We start from the raw sequence: 18428 nt of genomic DNA, 5'->3' as shown, positions 1-18428 counted from the left end.
ATTAAAAACATAGCGCTTTACCAACACTAAATCGCTCCCAACTCAATGATAAATATCAGTTATTCATTATTTTTCATCACTTCTTGATGTAGCTCAAGACTTCCAAAGAACGCGTAATCCCAGCCCTCATAACTGACTATGATCATAAGTATCTAAGGGTCATTTTATGAAGGGAGACAAAAATGAGAAGGATTATTTTTCTGGGATTACTGGTGTCACTGATATCCCTAACGAGCAGCTATGCCGAGGGCAACCCTCAGGCCATGGTTGTGTTTGAGTAACCCTTCACGGGGTTGCATTTAGGCCACAATTCGTTATGATTAAACAATGAACAAACTAACTGAGGCGCTTTTCAATCACCAACTGCCCGCGGATCTGGCGGCGTCGCAGCGTCTCAATCGTCAGTTATTGGATTTAGTGACCCAACTGGAACAGCGTGTCGCTGAGCTGGAAGACATCGCAGGCAGCGGGAGTTCTTCCAGAAACTCCTCCAGACCACCGTCCCAGGATTCACCGGAACAACGGGCTAAGCGCGAGAAGAAGCCTAAGAGTCCTCGCAAGCAAGGAGCCCAGCCGGGTCATCAGGGTCATCAACGCGTTCGGGTAGAGCTGTCTGCGACGGATGAGCAAGTTCATTACTACCCAGGCACTCAATGCACCTGTGGTGCGGTGTGTGATGTCGCTCAGGAGCCTTATCAGCGACATCAGGTCTTTGACCTGCCTGAGGTTCGCAGTCAAGTCACTGAACATTGTCTTTATGAGGCAATCTGTCCGGGTTGCCGCAAGCGTCAGGTGGCTCGCTTGCCAGACACGGTTCCCTGTGGGCAAATGGGGCCGGGACTGGTCAGCTGGATTACGCTGATGAATGGCGCTTATGCCTTATCGGTGTCAAACATTCAACGCTTACTGAAAGATCACTGGCAACTCGCCTTCAGTACCGGTGCCGTGAGCCAGGCCACCCGCTCGGTCACGGGATGGTTGCTGCCGCTGTATCAGCAAGTGGGTCAGGCGGTACGGAATTTACCCGTTGCTCATGCGGATGAAACCAGTCATTACCGCAATAATGAGCAGCGTTGGCTTTGGGTGCTGTGTTCCTCGCAAGTCGTCTACTTTCTAACGCATCATTCTCGGGGTAAAGGTGCCGCGAAGGGTTTACTGGATAATTTTGAGGGTATACTGGTCACTGACCAACATGGCGGCTACAACGATTATCCGGTCGAAAAGCGCCAGCTTTGCTGGGCGCATATTATCCGTAAGTTTCGGAAAATATCAGAACGTGTGGGACGGGCCGGGGTGCTGGGGAAACAACTCTGGCGATTATCCCGCTTGATTGTACACTGTCGTAATCGTTGGCGATCGGGCGGCTATTCTGATGCTGGCTACCACACACGAATGCGACGATTCAAACAGGCGATCCATACGCTACTGTGCCTGGGGTGTGAGACCGCGCCCGCTGACCCGTTAAAAAAAGCCAGCAAAACAGCCAATCAGTGCAAACGACTGCTGGCGGATGAATCGATGCTCTGGACGTTTTTGCAGGATCGCGCGATTCCCATGACCAACAATGAAGCAGAACGTGCGATACGTCCTTATGTGATCTGGCGTAAAACCAGTTTCTTCAGTCAGTCTGCCAGAGGAGATCAGTTCCGTCCGGTGATTCTGACTCTGACTGAAACCTGTAAGCGGTTGGGCTTAGGCGTTTATGGACTATTGAGAAAAGTCTGTGAACAAGGCCTGTGTGGTGAGGCTATTACCGTACGGCTACCCTTAGGTCAGCACGCTATATCAGCGTAAGCCCCCCGTGAAGGGTTACGTGTTTGATGCCTCAGGCAGTATGTGGGGCCAAATTGATGGCGCCGCTAAAATTGACATTGCAAAAGAAGCACTGAGCAATGTCGTTTCGCAGTGGGACGAAAACACCCACCTCGGTTTGATCGCTTATGGTCATCGTAAAAAAGGCGACTGCAACGATATAGAAACCCTGCTCCCGGTTGGCCCCGTGGATAAGCAAGGCATGCTATCCACCGTACGAAAAATCCAACCAAAAGGAAAAACCCCGATCAGCCGTGCCATCAAAATGGCGGCTGAGGAATTACGCTATACCGAAGAAAAAGCCACCGTCATTCTAATTAGCGACGGTAAAGAAAACTGCGACGCTGACCCCTGCGGCACTGCAAAAGCGCTGGAAAGCGAAGGCATCGATTTTGTTGCCCATGTGATTGGCTTTGATGTCGACAAGCAGACTGGAGAAGAACTCCGGTGCATCGCTGACGCCACTGGCGGAGAATATTTCTCAGCAGAAAATGCATCTGCACTAAATGATGCGATGGGAAAAGTAATTGAAAAGGTACAGACAAAAGAAGCACCAAAATCCGTCGTTAAAAAGCCTGAAAACAACTTAAAAATTGTCGCCGTCGAAGTTGAAGGCGGGCCATGGATTAAAGCAAGTTACTCCATTTTTACTGATAGCGGCGATGAAGATGTGCGTGGCGATCATGTCACTAACTGCTACTCAACGAAGGACAAAGCCTGCAAAGCAAGCATTCCAGTGGGCAGTTACATTATTGAGTCCAGCTACAATAAATTTCACCTAAAAACGCCGGTTGAAGTTAGGTTTGATGAAACCAGCGACGTAGAGGTTATTACCGGGCAAACAGGCAAAGTGGAGCTCACTGCCAGCGCAGGAGAGACTGGAAAGTCGATTAAAGCGAGGCATTATATTTACAAGGATAGCGGCGATGAAGATGAGCGCGGTGACCGTGTGACTGACTGCAGCTCCTATAAAGGCAAACCGTGCAAAGTTCGAATTCCACTCGGGAAGTACGTGGTTGAAACCAAATATGAGAGAGAAACACAGAAAACACCCTTTGAGTTAAAAGCGGGAGAAACCAGCAAATTCAATGTCAGCTTTACGGCTGCGGAATAAGTCGGGGCTGCCAAGCAATATTTGGATTGACCGTAACCGGCAATCATTTCCAACGGTGAGTTGGGAGTGATTGCTGGATGGTTTCAGCGGAGTTCAAACATGGCCATGTCGCTCTCTTAAGTAACTAACTGATAATCTAGCCACCTGCTGCATTGAAAGTTTACCTGCACGTTTTAAAGCGACGAGAAGGTCTTCAACATGATCATGCTTTACGTCATCACCCGCTAACGAGGTTACAGAGTCAGCAAACTGATCCATCGAGTTATAGTTATAAGAGACGTTGTGATGCTTAGCTAATTCTATTACGAAATCTTGAATATTCTGCGTTGGCATTTGATCAATTTGAGTAGTAACGCCAGCTTTCTGTGTAGACTTTGCTTGATGACTACGAAGAATAACCTTCATACCATTGAGCTTTAGCGTTCTATTAGTTTCTAGTTTCATAATTATAGCTATCTATGTGCAGTATAAAAGCTGAGTATGCATAAAGCGCTGCGCTCTAGGCGAGGATTAGCTACCTGATTCAACCATGTTTTTAACTTTGACTGCCTTTTCAAAGTGATCCAGTTTATGGGTTTGAATCCACCAGGTAGCCGCTTCCATCAGTAGCTCAGGATCATCATTTTTGTTGGCGAAGAACGCGTAGAATGACAGGCCGACGCCCTCACCTTTTGCGGCAATTTTTTGGTCGCAGACGGTGATTATTTTTGATCTTAGGGATGCTCTCATTTTTTGCCTGTCTTGCTTGGAGAGGTTGATTAGTTTCGTTCCTGTTCAGAGGCTTGATGACCGCATGTAGCTATGCCTACGCTCCTTAATGACTCGCGCTTTGGCTTTGATAGCTTTCATATCGAGTGGCGTACCTTCTCCTCGATTTAACGAGTCTATTCCTTTTTTTAGATCATGATTAAGTGCCTCATGCTTTATTTTCCTGACGGCACCACTTAATTGCAAAGTAAGAGAAACTTTCATCATTAAACCCTACCGATGATAATTTTTAGTAAAATACTACATAGATCGAACGTTATTTTAGTAATTGACTAAAATCAAAAATACGTCTACGAGAAGTATTCATATATACCACCTATGTGGCATTAGTTCTTATAATTTTATTTCTAACTTTAATCCTAGTAAGCGGATCACTTATAAGGCTATTCCTAGCATCAAACTCTGAATAAAATAATGACCATATTTTTTTGAACAGATTATTTACATTCTCATTTCTATAAGCAGGGGTTCTTGGCCACTCATTAAGCCACTTGGTTGATATATTGATAAACAATTCAATATTCACAGCACAGACAAGCGAGGTACAAACATCTGCAGCCTCTTGAAGCTCAGAAAATCCAATATTTATTTTTACTGAATTTCGTGAGTTAGGAAGTTCAAGTTTGACAGCATTTTTTCCAGCAAGCAAACCAGCGCTATGAACAATGGCATGTCTAAGCTCACAAAGCTTCCCAAACTCCTCTAAGGGAGTAGAGATCTGATTATTATTTGTTACATTTACTCCGACTAAATCATTCAGGTTTTTTTTTACGACTTTAGGATCAGAGAAAGATGTATTTTCAAAAGCTCCTTTTTCCATTTCATCAGAACCAAACCAAGCAGTTGCTAAATTCAGGCTTCTGTTTGCACTTTTTTCTTTTGCCTTAGGACAAATAGTAATAACACCAGCCAATATTTCACGAAAATAATTTTCTGTGAGAGAAATTAGACCAACTAGAACTAAAGGAGGTATTGAAGGATGTGAATTAGCATAATCAGGATTTACCGACGTCAATAGCTTATTTCTTTCGATATAAAAACTATCAATAGGTGAATTAGCTCCATCTCTGATATCAACATAATCAGATATATTTCTAATTGTGACGGTAGTAGCACAAGCACTTACCGACTTCTTCCAATCAGGCATTATGAAATGTACTCCTCTGCTAAATAGTAAATTTTTGCCGCCCAATATTTTCCAACTTGCGGAACTGAGAGGAGTTCTTTGTGCCCAATATCGTGCAAAATATCCCTTACAACCTTGATTCCGGATTTAGATTTAATTGCTTTAATCCTAGTCGGAGTCAAAGGAAGAACATCAATCTCTTCATTGACCAGTTCTTCATAAATAGAGGCTGTTTTTAAAGGTGCACCGCAACTTGAGCAGAACCTAGCTTCTTCGCTACTTCTTTCTTCCCCACAGTTCTGGCATGCAGGCATTTTCAATTTTAACGAAGGCCCTCCCTCTGTTAGTAAATAATCGGACCTAGTTCTAGTGAACTCATGTGCACTCCGATTTTTTAAGGAAGTAGCAATATCATCAGTTTTTGCTGCTTTAGAAGCAAGAATTGCATTATTATCAATAAGAGTTGCTAAGTTTATTAAATAAATATCAAAAACGCCTTTTTCACCCTTGCTAATCTGCCCTTTGTGACTGGCTAGACCAGCATATTGGAAAAAGCCTAATATTTTCTTTAAGTCAGAGCTTAATTCTTTTTTTATAGCAATGGAGATGCTCTTTCTCTTGACATCTTTATCTTTATTATATGTTTTTATTAACTCAACTATCTTATTATATACAACATCACCTTCTTTTACATAGTTACTGTATGTTGGCAGTTTTTTCTCAAGGGAAGAATACACAGATACGGCACTTTTATTACTTTCTTTAACTTGAGAAAGCAACTTAGTTCTATTGAATGATATATTATATTTTACAACTCCATTCAACTCCTCCTCTTCTGAATAAAAGCTCCTAACCATATTTAATAAAATTCGTGGAATTCCAAATGCTGCATAACACATGATTATTAACAATGAGTCTTCTTTCGAAAGCTTTTCATAAACTTCTTGCGGCAGTCTCCGAGATAACATCATGGTCATAAACCACATATAGTTATCTCCTTCAGGATTAACCCATGCATTAATTTCTTCAGCATCATGCCCAACGTTAAAAGTTGGAGGGAAATTAGTTACTCCTGGGTATATCGCTGCTTTAGGTGATATTTTACGATTTTTTATTTTCCTAAAAAATTCAAAAAAATCATGTTGCTGCTCTGGCGAGAATGCGTGTGCAGCATCGTCAAGAAAAATCACACACCTAGGTTTTTTTGTTAAAATCATCACACGATTTATATCTTCCTCTAAACCATATGTCGTTAGATCTAGCTCCTCTCTTTCAGCTTTATTTATCTCACCCAGTTCTAATAAACCTAGAATTTTTTTTACGCTATCTAGTTTAATACTTAGATCAGCATCGATTGAAGAATCTAAATCAGAAAGACTACTATAAATTCCTTGGTAAATTTTCAAATACATCCACTGGGAGAACCAAAAACCACCATTTGCTTTACTTTTATAAACAGGCTCTAATTTTAATGAAGATTTAAAATTTACATAAATTGGAAAAGCACCATTAGAGCCTCGCCTAGAGAGCTTATTGTATGCTTTAAGCATAAGCGTTGTTTTTCCACAACCTCTAGGGCCCGTTAACAACTTAGCCCCCGCTTGCGTCAGTTTTTTTATAATAACATCTTCATTTGGATGATCACTTGACCACTCAATAAAGTCATCAGGAGCAATGTATTCAGCTTGCTCAATAAAAACGCCACTATTTTCCATTCTTATAATTCCAAATCCTGTAGATGCTTATACTGTTGATCAGCCTAACAGGCTGTTTTAGAGAAACCATTTTCATCAAGCGGCATAGTCTAAATATTACCTACGCTATCACAAGATAACCCCTGAAAGTAACATAGCAAAAAATGTTGATCTATAACAAAAATTTTCCCTTTATTTTACCAAAAACAACTACCGCCTAAACCCATAAACCCAACGCGCCAACAACCCTGCAATCAGCCCCCAGAACGCCGCACCAATCCCACCCAGCACAATCCCCGAAGCCGTCACCAAAAACGTGATCAACGCAGGCTCTCTTTCAGCCACATCCGCCAAGGCAGCGCTAAGCCCATTGCCAATGGTCGCGAGCAATGCAATCCCTGCAATCGCTAATACCAACTCCTGAGGAATCGAGGCAAAGAACACCACCACCGCCGCGCCAAGCAGTCCAATAATCACGTAAAACACGCCCGCTGCAAAGGCGGCCAGATAGCGCTTTTTAGGATCAGGGTCGGCGTCTTCACCCATGCAAATAGCGGCAGTGATGGCCGCGAGGTTAAAGGCAAATCCACCAAATGGCGCGAGGATTAATGAGGCGATTCCGGTCCAGCTGATCACCGATGAGAGCGGCGCTTTGTAGTTATGCGCTTTTAAAATGGCGATGCCCGGCAGGTTTTGCGAGGTCATGGTCACCACAAACAGCGGTATGCCGACACTAAGTAGCGACACCCAGTTAAACGAGGGGAATACAAATTCAGGAGTTGCCAGCGTGAGGCTTAAGGCTTCGTAGCGAATGCTGCCCTGCAGTGCCGCGTAGCCCAAGCCGACCGCCAACACCAGCATAATGGCGTAGCGCGGCAGGAAGCGTTTGCCCAGCAAGTAGGTGGCGAACATGAGTGACACCATGACCAACTCGGTTTGCATCGAGACAAACACATCGACGCCAAAGCGAAATAGCACGCCAGCCAGCATGGCAGAGGCGATCGGCACGGGAATAATGTCGGTGAGGCGCTCAAACCAGCCGGTCACGCCACTTAAAATAATCAGCACCGATGAGAACATAAAGATGCCAATCGCCTCGGACATGGGCAGCCCAACCAGCCCCGTTGCCAGTAGCGCCGCGCCGGGGGTGGACCACGCGGTGAGCAGTGGCAGGCGATAGTACAGCGATAATCCGATACTGGTCAGGCCCATGCCTAAGCCGAGCGCGAGTATCCACGAGGTGATTTGTGAAGGTGTCGCGCCAGCGGCATTCGCCGCTTGAAAAATAATGGCCACCGAGCTGGTGAAACCCACTAACACCGCGATAAAGCCGGATACAAAATGCCGTAAGGCAAGCCCCTGAAACATAATACTAACTTCTCTTATTTGGTGTTTATGCTACCGAAGTCTCAGAAGAAGTCCCTCCAAAATATCGGATGCTAGACACACGTGTTGAGCTATTGCTTGATAGTAATGCGAGGCAGAATCTTGCCACATTTTGCACAATGTGGGTAGATAATGAGATCAAGCATAGTTACCACTATTGAGAAGCCACCTGGATTGGTTTGCCGTGTCTGACAATCGGCCCATAGTTTGAGCACCCTTTCCACCAGCAACGATTCAATTTAGAGAACTGCATCAAGGCTTGATATTTTGGCGCCTCATGGCTTGGTTGGGTAATGTATTCTTTGATTCCCCAGCTACCAAACCATGAGTGTTGCCGAGGTGCTGAAAATGCGATGAATAACTTTCCACCTGCTTGCTTCCAGCCGCGCAAAAATTGATAGTACAGCTGAGCCATTCGAGGATCGCGATTAGCCTCAATCAAGTAACGATTTGGCCCCTCTGTCATCGTATGCGTTTTGTAAGCCACCAAATGTTGTCCACCCTCATAGGCAACCAAGTCGACACCATAACGTTTAGATAGCTCGGCTTGATTCTTCACAGAACTCAGAATGCTTTTGATGGAATAAGGGTTTTTAGGATCTTCGAGTATTTTAAACACCGAATCCACACTTCTTAAGCGCTTCGTATCCGGTTGTGACGCGTAAAAATAAGGAGCGATTGCCAAGGCATCCGTATGCAGATAAGCCTCTTGGTGATTCAACATCATTTTTGTCAAACGTAGATTACCCGTCATACCACCCATGACGCGGACCAGACGGTCTGTACTGCCATAGATCTTCTCCCAAATCTTGAAAATTTCAACGCTGCGTTTCGAGTAAAACTTATACCCCGCATAGTCACGGTTAGGGTCTAGTCTCATGGCTTGTCCCTTGTCTTTCATGTAATGCGCCTGCGGAAAAATACCATTCCACGCTTCATTGGTGTACTCCACGTAAGCTTTAAGGCCAGGCTTCAGGTTCTCGTGCACGTATTGGGCGTATTTATGAATAAAGTAGTTATCCGCTTTGTGAGGCAAGGTAAACCATGCATCGCTTTTCAATACATTAGCCAACTCGACCATCGTTTCTAAAGGCACACCACGTACGCCTTCAACGCCAGCCCAGGTTGCATCCTCAGGCTTTGCGCGTTCATTCCATGAACTCATCAGGTTTCTGGTGATCCCTGACATATTCATAAATCGCAGCACCTTAAAGTCTTTCATAAAGGTCAGGTAATCAGGATTGAACGTTAGCTCTTTGTGGTACTTAGCAAATGACAGGTACTGCTTACCGCCACATTGATTAGCGTTATTCACGCGCTTAAATACATTTCTATGACACACACCGCCCGGCATCAGGATTTTAATATTGCGTAGGTAATTACTTGGATCACTCTTCACAATACTGATGGTTGCACTGATGTCGCCTTTCTTGGTAGGTACCAGACGAATAATGTCTTTGCCTTTGGAGCGACTAACTAATTTTGCACTGACACCGTATTGAAGCACGCCCTCACCATCGTAGAGAACCGTATAGTCACCCTTAGGCAACGCCTTTGCCGGAATATGGCTAGCGAATCGTGTGCCCGCTTTTCCATTATTCAGCGCCTTTGGCCAGCCGTTAGCGTCATAAGTAATTCTTCCCTTGGTTAACCAAGGTCGAGCTTCTTCAAACGGTAAGGATAATTTAAAGAGGTCAACAAATGGAATGCTGGTTCCAAGGTCCATCGCTTCATTGGTATTAATGCCGATAGAAGCTGTTTTATTGGCAGCAGATACGGTAGATCCGCTGAACGTGACACTCAGGAGTAACGTAAAAATGAAAGTTTTGTACATGTGATGCTAGTCCCCTAACTAGCTTCAACTGCATCGCATACTAAGATTAAGCCTTGTGGATACGGGTTTGTCTTAGATCTTTGAATGCGGTGGCACAGTTGTTTTTTTATTATAATTATTTTTGGTTTGTAGCCATTAACAACGTGTTATGTGGCTGTTTTTATTCTTGTTATAAATTCTTATCGTTATTCGTTTCGTTAAAAGATGAATAGTATTCTCCGCTTTTTTGATGAATGGCTTGTTAATGTTTATGCCAAAAATGGCGTATTTGAAAAGATTTGCTTGATCTGGAAAGGAGCGGTTCAGTTTGGGAAAAAGATCTTAAAATTAGCCTCACGATTGGTTTGCCCGCTATAAGAAAGGAGCTATGTTAGCTCCTTTTTTTATTGAAGCTAAAGCTCGCTTTAAGGGTTTAGTTTCTGGGCGATAGCTCATAGTATTAGCCCCCTTCCCCCCAATTTTATAAGACCCACGCTTATGACTCACCAAGCTAATATCCGAAGACTGGCCGCCAAGCTACGCGCCGGTGACATCAGCTGTGAACAGCTCATCACCGAGCGCTTGGAGCTGGCTCATGAAACCGACTCGGTATTTATCGCGCTGGATGATAAAAATTTATTAGCACAAGCTCGCAAAGTGGATCAGCAGCGCGCCGCCGGCACTGCAAAGCCACTGGCCGGTGTGCCGATTAGCCTGAAAGATTTGTTTAATGTGAAAGGTCAGAAAACCTTAGCCGCATCGGTGGTGCTGGCCGATAAAGCCCCCGTTGAAACCGAAGATGCCGAGGTGGTTGCCAGCTTGCGTAAGGCGGGCATGTTGTGTTTCGGGCGCACCAATATGAGCGAATTTGCCTTTAGCGGCATGGGGCTGAATGATCACTTCCCACCACTGCACTCGGTGTGGGATCAGTATGGCTTGCGCATTGCCGGTGGCTCCTCATCCGGTAGTGCCGTGAGCGTGGCGCTGGGGATTGTTCCCGGTACGCTGGGCTCCGACACGACGGGCTCTTGCCGGATTCCGGCGGCGTTTAATGGCATTGTCGGGATGAAGCCAAGCCATGGTCGCTTATCACTAAAAGGTGTGTATCCCCTATCGCACAGCTGCGATGCACCGGGGCCATTGGCGGTGGATGTGGATAGCTGCTTCCTGCTTGATCAGCTAATGCAAGGCAAGACCTTCGATGAGCTACCCGAGCTGGCTCCGGCCAATATTCAAAAGCTGCGCTTACTGGTGCCAAAGGGCCTGGTGATCGAAGCCTTAGACCCTGAAGTGGAAGTGGCCTTCAAGCGCGCAGTGGATCAGTTGGAAACCTTAGGCGCTGAAATCATCCGTGCGCCCCTGCCTGCGCTAGACCAATGCATCGACATGTTTATGAATCGCAATACGGTCATTTACGAAGCGTGGGAATTGCACCGCGAGCTGATCGAGTCGCATGGCAATGAGTTTGGTGCTTATGTACGTAGCCGCATTGAAAGTGGCCGTAGCGTGAGCGAGGAAGAGCAAGCCGCTCGCTATGCCGAGAAAGCTGCGCTGATTGAGCAGGTCAAGCAGGAGCTGGCCGAGTTGGAAGTGGATGCCATGATTTACCCGACCGTGCCGTGCATTCCGCCATTGGTTAAAGACACGCAAGACCCTGAAAAGCTTGGCCCAATTAACTTACGCTGCCTGCGCAATACCTCAACCGTGAACTACTTTGATGGCTGCGCGATTACTTTGCCATGCCATGCAGAGGGTGAAGCGCCGGTGGGTTTAATGGTGAGTAGCGTGCACGGGGACGATGAGCGTTTGCTAGAGATTGCGGCAGCGATTGAAGAGACAATCGCCACCCGCTAACAGCTAATCAAATTTATTGGGATTGGATACGGCTGGTTTGTCGCGAGGACCAGTCGGGCCACTGTTCAACTGACATTCGCCGAAGCCACATTTACCGCTTTTAGCATTGCCCCAGCGAAATTGTGGATCGTAATTCAACCACGTCGCGCAGTTTTCAGCGTTTGGCGTGCCGTTGTGACCCACACAGCTGAATGTGCCTGAGCCGTCTTGCGTCACCGTGACGACATTGTTCCATGTATCCCATGCCGCACCCGCTCCGGTGTCATCCGCAAGCTCTATTTTTTTGATGACGGCATTGACGGTTTTATAGATGTGATGCCCTGCGGTTGGGTACATGCCGTGCGAGCCGTGGGCTTCATAAGCAACCAGATGATTGCCTTGCATTTGTATCGCGTCATCACCCCAGTTGAGTACCTTGTTAGTATCATGCAGTGAAAAACTGACTTTGATCGGCGTGTAAGTATTACCCTCTTGACGGAAGCGGATCGTGACATGTTCCCAGTCTCCGACATGGTTGCCCCACATTGTCTTGATGACTTCCTTGCCACGGTTGTAGGGGTAAAACGTGAAATACGCGATATCGGTAAAGGCTTGGCCACCTTCGCGTTTATTATCCATCACAAAGGCGTAGACCGGTACGGATCTCAGGTTTGACTTCTGCCCAAACGCACCCTTCCAATCCCATGAGGAAGGACTCTCTAGCGGATCGTTGGTGACATAACGATTGCCTTGCTTTGTCACGTGCTGCAAGAAAAATGACACTGACGAAGGAAACCACTCTTCCTGTGGATGCATAAATATTCGAGGCGCATAGGCTTTGGCAACTTCAGCGGGCGTGCCCTGCGTACTTTGCGCATGAGTGAGTGACACAAACAGCAATCCCATAAAAGCGATGCAATAGGTGATCCATTGTCGAACGTTTGGGGCGTTAGTATTTTTCATCTCAAGATCATTTCCTCTGCTCTCTATTTTGGCGATCTGTTAAAACAGATTAGCACTTTTTAAGTATAGGTCATGATTTATAAAAGTGATGGAAACTTATAAATGATAGGAATCGTTAGATTCCACGGCTAAGCATGATGGCGGCCTACTCCGTCGGAAGTATGCTTGGCTATTGGCTATTTTGGCAGCTAGACGGGGCGCAGCAGAATCAAACTGCGATACGCCCCGTTCTAGCAAAAGGATGACTATTGGAATGTGGGAGCGTTTACTCCAACCAAGTTTTGATTTGCGCCGCTTGTGGCACTGAGCCTTTATGAACGACTTTTTCATCGACCACCACTGCTGGTGTACTCATTACGCCATAAGCCATAATGGTTTGCGGGTCGGTCTCTTTAGACACGGAAACCGGCACGCCCGCTTCACTTGCCACAGTTTCAATTAACTCGGCTGTTTTGACGCACTTGGCGCAGCCACTACCCAATACTTTAATTTGTTTCATCAATAAACCCTCATATAAAAGAAGAAAGCGCGTTAAATAACCACCCAACCGTCGTGAATGACACCAATAACATACCGAACACGGTCGCTAATAAGCGCCACTGCATCACTTGTTTGAGCAGGATAAATTCAGGAAAGCTGGCGGCTACCGTGCTCATGCAAAACGCCAGCGTGGTACCAATTGGTAAGCCATTAGTGATTAAACTTTCCATGACCGGAATGACGCCGGTAGCATTGGAGTACAAAGGAATTCCCAGTAATACTGCTGCAGGCACTGACCACCATTGTCCATCACCCAAGTGTTCTGTAATCCAGCCATCAGGCACGAAGCCGTGTAAGGCTGCGCCGAGCCCAACGCCGACAATTACCCACTTCCAGACGCGACCAAAGATTTCCAGTGCTTCAGTTTTGGCAAACTCATGGCGCTCTTTAAAGCTGAGAGTTTGGGGCTTTTCAGTGGTTCCATCTGTGGTCTCGACCGACTGAGATTGGCCACGCTTTAAGGCTTCAGCGGCAAACGACTGTAGCCAGCGTTCCGCATGGATTGTATCCAAAAATAAGCCGCCCAAGATGCCAACGGCCATGCCGATCACCACATACAGCACGGTGAACTTCCAACCTAACAAGCTCATCAACAGCAGCACGGCGACTTCATTAATGAGTGGGGAGGTAAGGAGAAATGACATGGTGATGCCAACTGGAATACCTGCCGAGGTGAAGCCGAGAAACACCGGAATACTTGAGCAGGAGCAAAACGGCGTTATCGCACCAAAGGCAGAACCCATGAGATAGCCAATGCCACGGTTTTTCTTGGCGAGATAGTCGCGGACGCTTTCAACATTGAGTGAGGCGCGAAGTAATGCAATGACGTAGATCATCACCACTAGCAAGACGAAGATCTTACTGACATCTTCAATAAAGAAATGCACTGCATCGCCGAGCTTGGTATCCGGCGATAGCCCAAAAATCGAATAGCTTAACCACGTCGCAAAATCAGTAAATATTTGAAACATCAAACCTCTCCAAGCCTAATCGGTGTCATTGGTGCCCCTGCTTAATTGATAAGCAGGGATTTTAAATCACAGCTTATTTTGGGCTCGGATTGATTGAATTGATTTGATTTAGGTCATGCTTTGAGGCATTAGATGGGAACGAGTCTAAAAAACCGGCAATCCACTTTCGGGAGGTGGGTACGCCCGCCCAATCTAAAACCAATTCTCCAACCGCAATCCCTCAAACATCGTAAAGTCATCAATATTGCGTGTCACAAGGATAAGGTTGTTTACCACCGCAACCGCAGCAATTTCGCAATCGTACTGTAATGGCGTTAACCCAATCGTTCTCAGTCGCGCCCGCTCTGCCGCTAACCACTCCGCTGCATCTTTGCAAAACGGCAATACCACCAACCCATCCTCAGCCAGTACCGTGAGATAGCGCGTTAGTTGTTGCTTCCTTTCGCCATCCGGATATAAGTGCACACCATGCCATAATTCATGCCATACCGTTGCTGATGTCACTGCGAATATGCTGTCCAGTTCCAGACGTTTCATCACGCCTTGATCAGGCATACGCTTAGTTTGTTCTGAGATAATATTAGTATCGAGCAAATAGCGCATTGCTTACTTCATTCCCATACCGAATCACTTTTAGAAAAAGGCTTTCGTGTGCGCGCTCGTAATTGTTCGGCGTCCTTATCGGTAACCCCCTCAGCATGTGGGTATTGCGTTCGCCAGCGTTGGCCACTGCTGAAGATACCTTTTCCCGCAGCAAATGCTTGCTGATAACGCTCCAGAGAAACCATTACTGCAACCGGTTTACCATGGCGAGTGATATGAATATCCTGACCGGCTTCCACCAGGAGCACCATTTCAGGAAGATGATTCTTGAGTGTTGAAATCGCTGACTCTGTCATTTGCGGGCTCCTTTCTTAATTTTGTAGCCATAATCATAATAAATATGGCCATAATTAAGAAGAGAGAACCCTCGACATGATCCCTGAGCAAAAAACCAGCTACAAACTCAGCCGAGGCTGAATAAACTCAATGAACGCTGAAATCCGACGCGCGACAGTCGATGATTTGTAGTACACCGCATTAATCTGCTCTCGTTCGGCCAGGGTAATGCGCTCAGCTTCCAGCAGCTTCACCAAGCGCCCCGCTGCCAAATCCTCATTCACCATAAAGCCCGATAAACAGGCAATGCCATTTCCTGTCAATGCCAGCTGCCGCAAGCTTTCACCATTGGAAACACCGATCGTTGGCGTAATGGGCTCACAACCTTTTAACGGCCAATGGTTCAACACTTTCATATCAATAAAGCCCAGTAGCTCATGCTGCGCTAACTCGCTCACAGTCTGCGGGGTGCCTCTACTCGCCAGATAATCCGGCGCGGCCACCACATTCAACAAGCTTTTACCGAGCGGCCTGACATGCAGCGTGGAGTCTTCCAGCTTACCAATGCGAATCGCTACATCGGTACGTTTTTCCAATAGATCGACATAGCCCTCATTGGAAGTTAGCTCTAGCTGGATATCGGGATACGCTGTACGAAACTCCTTCACCAGTGGCACCAGCTGGTGGAATAAAAAAGGACTCGCCGCATCAATCCGTAAGCGCCCTTGTGGCAACTCCCCGCGACTGACCAGCTCATCCTCTGCCCGCTGCAGCTGTAACAAACCAGCACGTACCGACTCCACAAACTGACGGCCTTCATCGGTCAGCGCCACGCGTCGGGTGGTACGATTTAGTATCGTCACCCCCAGCTGCTGCTCAATCTTATTCACTGCTCGCGAGACCCGCGCCACCTGAATATCCATCGCCTCCGCTGCGGCAGAAAAGCCACCGCTATCCACCACCATGAGCAGGATATCCAAATCATCCGACCGCGTTAACATACACTCATCACCTTAGCGTTCATTACTGATCGTTACCTACTGCGTCATTGATAATTACCTGCATTTTTAACAAAGGTAATTTGCTAAAGCTACTGTTTTTCACAAAAACTATTCCACTGATAATGCAGTCCTTGTTCAAACAAACCCACTGTATTAACTGCTACATCAGCAAGGAACCTATTATGCCTTTAGCTCTACTCGCACTGGCGCTCAGCGCTTTTGCCATCGGAACCACCGAGTTCGTCATCGTTGGCCTACTACCTACCATGGCGGCCGATCTGAATGTTTCACTACCCTCCGCCGGATTACTGGTCAGCTTATACGCCATCGGCGTAGCGATTGGTGCGCCGGTACTCACCGCCCTCACTGGCAAATGGAACCGTAAACACGTATTAATCGCCGTAATGAGTCTATTCGTTATCGGTAACCTAATCGCCTGGCAAGCACCGGGTTATGAAACCCTGATCGCCGCCCGCGTGATTACCGGACTGGCTCATGGGGTGTTCTTCTCGATTGGCTCTACCATCGCCACTGGCTTGGTATCTAAAGAAAAAGCCGCCAGCGCCATTGCGATTATGTTTACCGGCCTGACCGTTGCACTGGTGACAGGCGTTCCATTAGGTACATACATAGGCCAAACGTTCGGCTGGCAGTCTACCTTTTTAACCGTGGCTATTCTGGGCTTTATCGCCTTAATCGGCAGCAGTATTTTGGTGCCAAACAACCTGAGCCAGCCAGCTGCAGCAAAATTGTCATCACAGCTAAAAGTACTGACTCAACCACGCTTATTACTCGTCTATGCAATTACCACGCTGGGCTATGGCGGTACCTTTGTTGCCTTCACCTATTTAGCGCCTATTTTGCAGGAAGTGACCGGCTTTGAATCAAACGTAATTGCGCTGATCATGCTGGTCTACGGTGTGTCAGTAGCCATTGGCAATATCTGGGGTGGCAAACTGGCTGATAAGTTTGGCCCGATCAAAGCCCTGACGATTATTTTTGGTGGACTGGCCGCGATTCTGATTGTATTTAACGTCACTGCGGTTAACCCGATTGCTGCGGTAATCACCATTCTAATCTGGGGAGCTTTTGCCTTTGGTAACGTACCTGGCCTGCAAGTTTACGTGGTTACCCTTGCTGAAAAGTACACTCCCGATGCCGTCGATGTGGCCTCAGGTCTGAACATTGCCGCGTTTAACGTAGGTATCGCTTTAGGTGCCTGGGGTGGTGGTTTGATTGTGGTAAATGCGGGCCTGATGCATACCCCATGGGTTGGCGCAGTGATTGTACTGCTGGCATTAGCCTTAACCCGTTACAGCGGCGCTTTGGATAATAGAAACCAGACTACAGCGACCGCAGCTGCAAGAGTCTAATCAATCTGGAAGTGGAGCATGATTAAGCTGTGCTCGTTGCAATGCGGTAGCTATTCTTCCCAGACCGCTTTACTTCGTACATCAGCTCGTCTGCTTTGGATTTTAAGCCTTTGGAATCTTTGGCACAACACGGGTAAGTAGCAGCACCAATACTCGCACCAACAGATAGCTGCTCTTGCTCGTGGTCAATTGGTTGGCCAATAACATCCACTAAATCAGAGCAGATCTTCTCGATCTGCTCATAACTTTCCACGCGACGGACAATCACCCAAAACTCATCACCACCGATCCTGCAGGCGGTATCACTCGTGGAGGTGGTTTTATTGAGTCGCTCAGAAACGATCTGAAGCAATCTATCTCCGGCTTCATGACCATAAGTATCGTTCACATATTTAAAGCCATCCAAATCCAAAAACAACAGGGCTGCTTTATGATTCCCTTTATCTGCATCAGAAATGGCTTGCTCCAATCTTTCACTGGCAAGCCTTAAGGAAGGTAAGCCGGTCAGTGAATCATGGTTTGCCAAAAATTCAATACGCCTATTTTGCGCTTCTATTTGATTATTTTGTTCGTTGAGATACGCACCTAGCGCTATCATTTTCTTGTGAATAGTCGTTGTACAGACACCAATCAGAAAGAAAAAAATCAACGCATTCATATAAATTGCAGCCCAGAATACGCCAGACCCTTTAAGCTGCTCAGCCGATAGCGGTAGTACCTTGTCCAGGTAGGTAAACTGGAGCATCGCGGAAAAATAAATAACAGAAACCAACACGACAACCAAAATGGTCATTCGCCTTCCCAGATGAAACAATGCGAACAAAACCGTTAGCATTGCAGTCAACTCACCAACCCCCATAAATCCGTAGTCATTTAACTCGGTGTAGCACAGCATCAGGCAGCAGTATAAAAGCAAATAGACAAAGGTTTGGTAGGTAGCCTTGTGACGAAACAGATAGACAACCGCAACGGCTATATAAATCGTAAAGTGCAGCAATGAGCTGAAGTTGTACGTTTCTGTCAGAACCATACGGTAGATTGAAATGGGCAGCGAAAACACACTCGCTATCGCCAGAAATAGAATAAGTTTCGGTGCCGCATTGTTTTTGAACTGCGCCAACTCCTCATCAATATGGGATAATCTATATTTCATAA

The 18428-nt window shown here is 46.4% G+C and carries 17 protein-coding genes; 4 read left to right on the top strand and 13 right to left on the bottom strand.

From position 1 onward, the window contains the following. Positions 1-327: 327 nt before the first annotated feature. Positions 328-1794, top strand: a complete 1467-nt coding sequence (gene tnpC / locus LEUMU_RS24865) for an IS66 family transposase (protein ID WP_022950222.1) — start codon at positions 328-330, stop codon at positions 1792-1794. A 19-nt stretch (positions 1795-1813) separates the two neighbouring features. Further along, positions 1814-2926: a vWA domain-containing protein gene (locus tag LEUMU_RS27800; RefSeq protein ID WP_022951323.1), complete on the top strand. Its 1113-nt coding sequence runs from the start codon at positions 1814-1816 to the stop codon at positions 2924-2926. A 93-nt stretch (positions 2927-3019) separates the two neighbouring features. Here the strand turns inward: LEUMU_RS27800 and LEUMU_RS0105740 are convergent, their stop codons facing one another. From LEUMU_RS0105740 to LEUMU_RS24855, 6 genes are all read right to left on the bottom strand, one after another. Next, complete coding sequence (locus LEUMU_RS0105740) at positions 3020-3370, bottom strand: hypothetical protein (protein WP_022951322.1); 351 nt, start codon at positions 3368-3370, stop codon at positions 3020-3022. Positions 3371-3436: 66 nt separating this feature from the next. Continuing rightward, complete coding sequence (locus LEUMU_RS0105735; protein ID WP_022951321.1) at positions 3437-3655, bottom strand: DUF6500 family protein; 219 nt, start codon at positions 3653-3655, stop codon at positions 3437-3439. Positions 3656-4010: 355 nt separating this feature from the next. Next, the gene (locus LEUMU_RS0105725) at positions 4011-4841 is read right to left on the bottom strand and encodes a hypothetical protein (protein ID WP_022951319.1); all 831 of its coding nucleotides are present in this window, start codon (positions 4839-4841) and stop codon (positions 4011-4013) included. Next, positions 4841-6535 (bottom strand): zinc-ribbon domain-containing protein, encoded by a 1695-nt coding sequence (locus tag LEUMU_RS0105720; protein ID WP_022951318.1) that lies wholly within the window; start codon positions 6533-6535, stop codon positions 4841-4843. Before LEUMU_RS0105720 ends, LEUMU_RS0105725 begins: the two co-directional genes overlap by 1 nt. Before the next feature lie 189 nt (positions 6536-6724). Then, entirely contained in the window at positions 6725-7900 is a 1176-nt protein-coding gene (locus tag LEUMU_RS0105715) for a benzoate/H(+) symporter BenE family transporter (protein WP_425411605.1), read from the bottom strand. A 154-nt stretch (positions 7901-8054) separates the two neighbouring features. After that, entirely contained in the window at positions 8055-9734 is a 1680-nt protein-coding gene (locus LEUMU_RS24855; RefSeq protein WP_022951316.1) for a hypothetical protein, read from the bottom strand. A gap of 477 nt (positions 9735-10211) precedes the next feature. On the opposite strand from LEUMU_RS24855, the gene LEUMU_RS0105700 reads away from it, so the two are divergent. Then, on the top strand, positions 10212-11567 hold the full coding sequence (locus tag LEUMU_RS0105700) for an amidase family protein (RefSeq protein ID WP_022951314.1): 1356 nt from the start codon (positions 10212-10214) through the stop codon (positions 11565-11567). A gap of 3 nt (positions 11568-11570) precedes the next feature. Here LEUMU_RS0105700 and LEUMU_RS24850 read toward each other — a convergent pair whose 3' ends face one another. The 6 genes from LEUMU_RS24850 to LEUMU_RS0105665 form a co-directional block, all read right to left on the bottom strand. After that, positions 11571-12509 carry a Vps62-related protein gene (locus tag LEUMU_RS24850; protein WP_022951313.1) on the bottom strand — a complete coding sequence of 313 codons (939 nt, stop codon included), beginning with the start codon at positions 12507-12509 and terminating at the stop codon, positions 11571-11573. 265 nt (positions 12510-12774) lie between these two features. Then, the gene (locus tag LEUMU_RS0105685; protein WP_022951311.1) at positions 12775-13008 is read right to left on the bottom strand and encodes a thioredoxin family protein; all 234 of its coding nucleotides are present in this window, start codon (positions 13006-13008) and stop codon (positions 12775-12777) included. 10 nt (positions 13009-13018) lie between these two features. Further along, complete coding sequence (locus LEUMU_RS0105680) at positions 13019-14020, bottom strand: permease (protein ID WP_022951310.1); 1002 nt, start codon at positions 14018-14020, stop codon at positions 13019-13021. 192 nt (positions 14021-14212) lie between these two features. After that, complete coding sequence (locus tag LEUMU_RS0105675; RefSeq protein ID WP_022951309.1) at positions 14213-14623, bottom strand: type II toxin-antitoxin system VapC family toxin; 411 nt, start codon at positions 14621-14623, stop codon at positions 14213-14215. A gap of 8 nt (positions 14624-14631) precedes the next feature. Then, positions 14632-14919 (bottom strand): type II toxin-antitoxin system Phd/YefM family antitoxin, encoded by a 288-nt coding sequence (locus LEUMU_RS24845; protein ID WP_022951308.1) that lies wholly within the window; start codon positions 14917-14919, stop codon positions 14632-14634. Between the two features lie 99 nt (positions 14920-15018). Further along, complete coding sequence (locus LEUMU_RS0105665; protein ID WP_022951307.1) at positions 15019-15900, bottom strand: LysR family transcriptional regulator; 882 nt, start codon at positions 15898-15900, stop codon at positions 15019-15021. A gap of 182 nt (positions 15901-16082) precedes the next feature. Between LEUMU_RS0105665 and LEUMU_RS0105660 the strand changes: the two genes are divergently transcribed. Then, positions 16083-17273, top strand: a complete 1191-nt coding sequence (locus tag LEUMU_RS0105660; protein ID WP_022951306.1) for an MFS transporter — start codon at positions 16083-16085, stop codon at positions 17271-17273. Between the two features lie 22 nt (positions 17274-17295). On the opposite strand, the gene LEUMU_RS0105655 is transcribed toward LEUMU_RS0105660, so the two are convergent. After that, the gene (locus LEUMU_RS0105655) at positions 17296-18426 is read right to left on the bottom strand and encodes a GGDEF domain-containing protein (protein WP_040503948.1); all 1131 of its coding nucleotides are present in this window, start codon (positions 18424-18426) and stop codon (positions 17296-17298) included. Positions 18427-18428: the final 2 nt, after the last annotated feature.

It is taken from the genome of Leucothrix mucor DSM 2157, from assembly GCF_000419525.1.
Taxonomy (GTDB): Bacteria; Pseudomonadota; Gammaproteobacteria; order Thiotrichales; family Thiotrichaceae; genus Leucothrix; species Leucothrix mucor.
The sequence above is the reverse complement of the archived record's forward strand: the minus strand, read 5'-3'. Positions and strand labels throughout refer to the sequence as shown.

Bases quoted from the DNA above. Each gene is read 5' to 3' on its own strand.
- tnpC (WP_022950222.1), top strand. From the start codon at position 328: ATGAACAAACTAACTGAGGCGCTTTTCAATCACCAACTGCCCGCGGAT.
- LEUMU_RS0105740 (WP_022951322.1), bottom strand. From the start codon at position 3,370: ATGAAACTAGAAACTAATAGAACGCTAAAGCTCAATGGTATGAAGGTT.
- LEUMU_RS0105735 (WP_022951321.1), bottom strand. From the start codon at position 3,655: ATGAGAGCATCCCTAAGATCAAAAATAATCACCGTCTGCGACCAAAAA.
- LEUMU_RS0105725 (WP_022951319.1), bottom strand. From the start codon at position 4,841: ATGCCTGATTGGAAGAAGTCGGTAAGTGCTTGTGCTACTACCGTCACA.
- LEUMU_RS0105720 (WP_022951318.1), bottom strand. From the start codon at position 6,535: ATGGAAAATAGTGGCGTTTTTATTGAGCAAGCTGAATACATTGCTCCT.
- LEUMU_RS24855 (WP_022951316.1), bottom strand. From the start codon at position 9,734: ATGTACAAAACTTTCATTTTTACGTTACTCCTGAGTGTCACGTTCAGC.
- LEUMU_RS0105700 (WP_022951314.1), top strand. From the start codon at position 10,212: ATGACTCACCAAGCTAATATCCGAAGACTGGCCGCCAAGCTACGCGCC.
- LEUMU_RS24850 (WP_022951313.1), bottom strand. From the start codon at position 12,509: ATGAAAAATACTAACGCCCCAAACGTTCGACAATGGATCACCTATTGC.
- LEUMU_RS0105685 (WP_022951311.1), bottom strand. From the start codon at position 13,008: ATGAAACAAATTAAAGTATTGGGTAGTGGCTGCGCCAAGTGCGTCAAA.
- LEUMU_RS0105680 (WP_022951310.1), bottom strand. From the start codon at position 14,020: ATGTTTCAAATATTTACTGATTTTGCGACGTGGTTAAGCTATTCGATT.
- LEUMU_RS0105675 (WP_022951309.1), bottom strand. From the start codon at position 14,623: ATGCGCTATTTGCTCGATACTAATATTATCTCAGAACAAACTAAGCGT.
- LEUMU_RS24845 (WP_022951308.1), bottom strand. From the start codon at position 14,919: ATGACAGAGTCAGCGATTTCAACACTCAAGAATCATCTTCCTGAAATG.
- LEUMU_RS0105665 (WP_022951307.1), bottom strand. From the start codon at position 15,900: ATGTTAACGCGGTCGGATGATTTGGATATCCTGCTCATGGTGGTGGAT.
- LEUMU_RS0105660 (WP_022951306.1), top strand. From the start codon at position 16,083: ATGCCTTTAGCTCTACTCGCACTGGCGCTCAGCGCTTTTGCCATCGGA.
- LEUMU_RS0105655 (WP_040503948.1), bottom strand. From the start codon at position 18,426: ATGAAATATAGATTATCCCATATTGATGAGGAGTTGGCGCAGTTCAAA.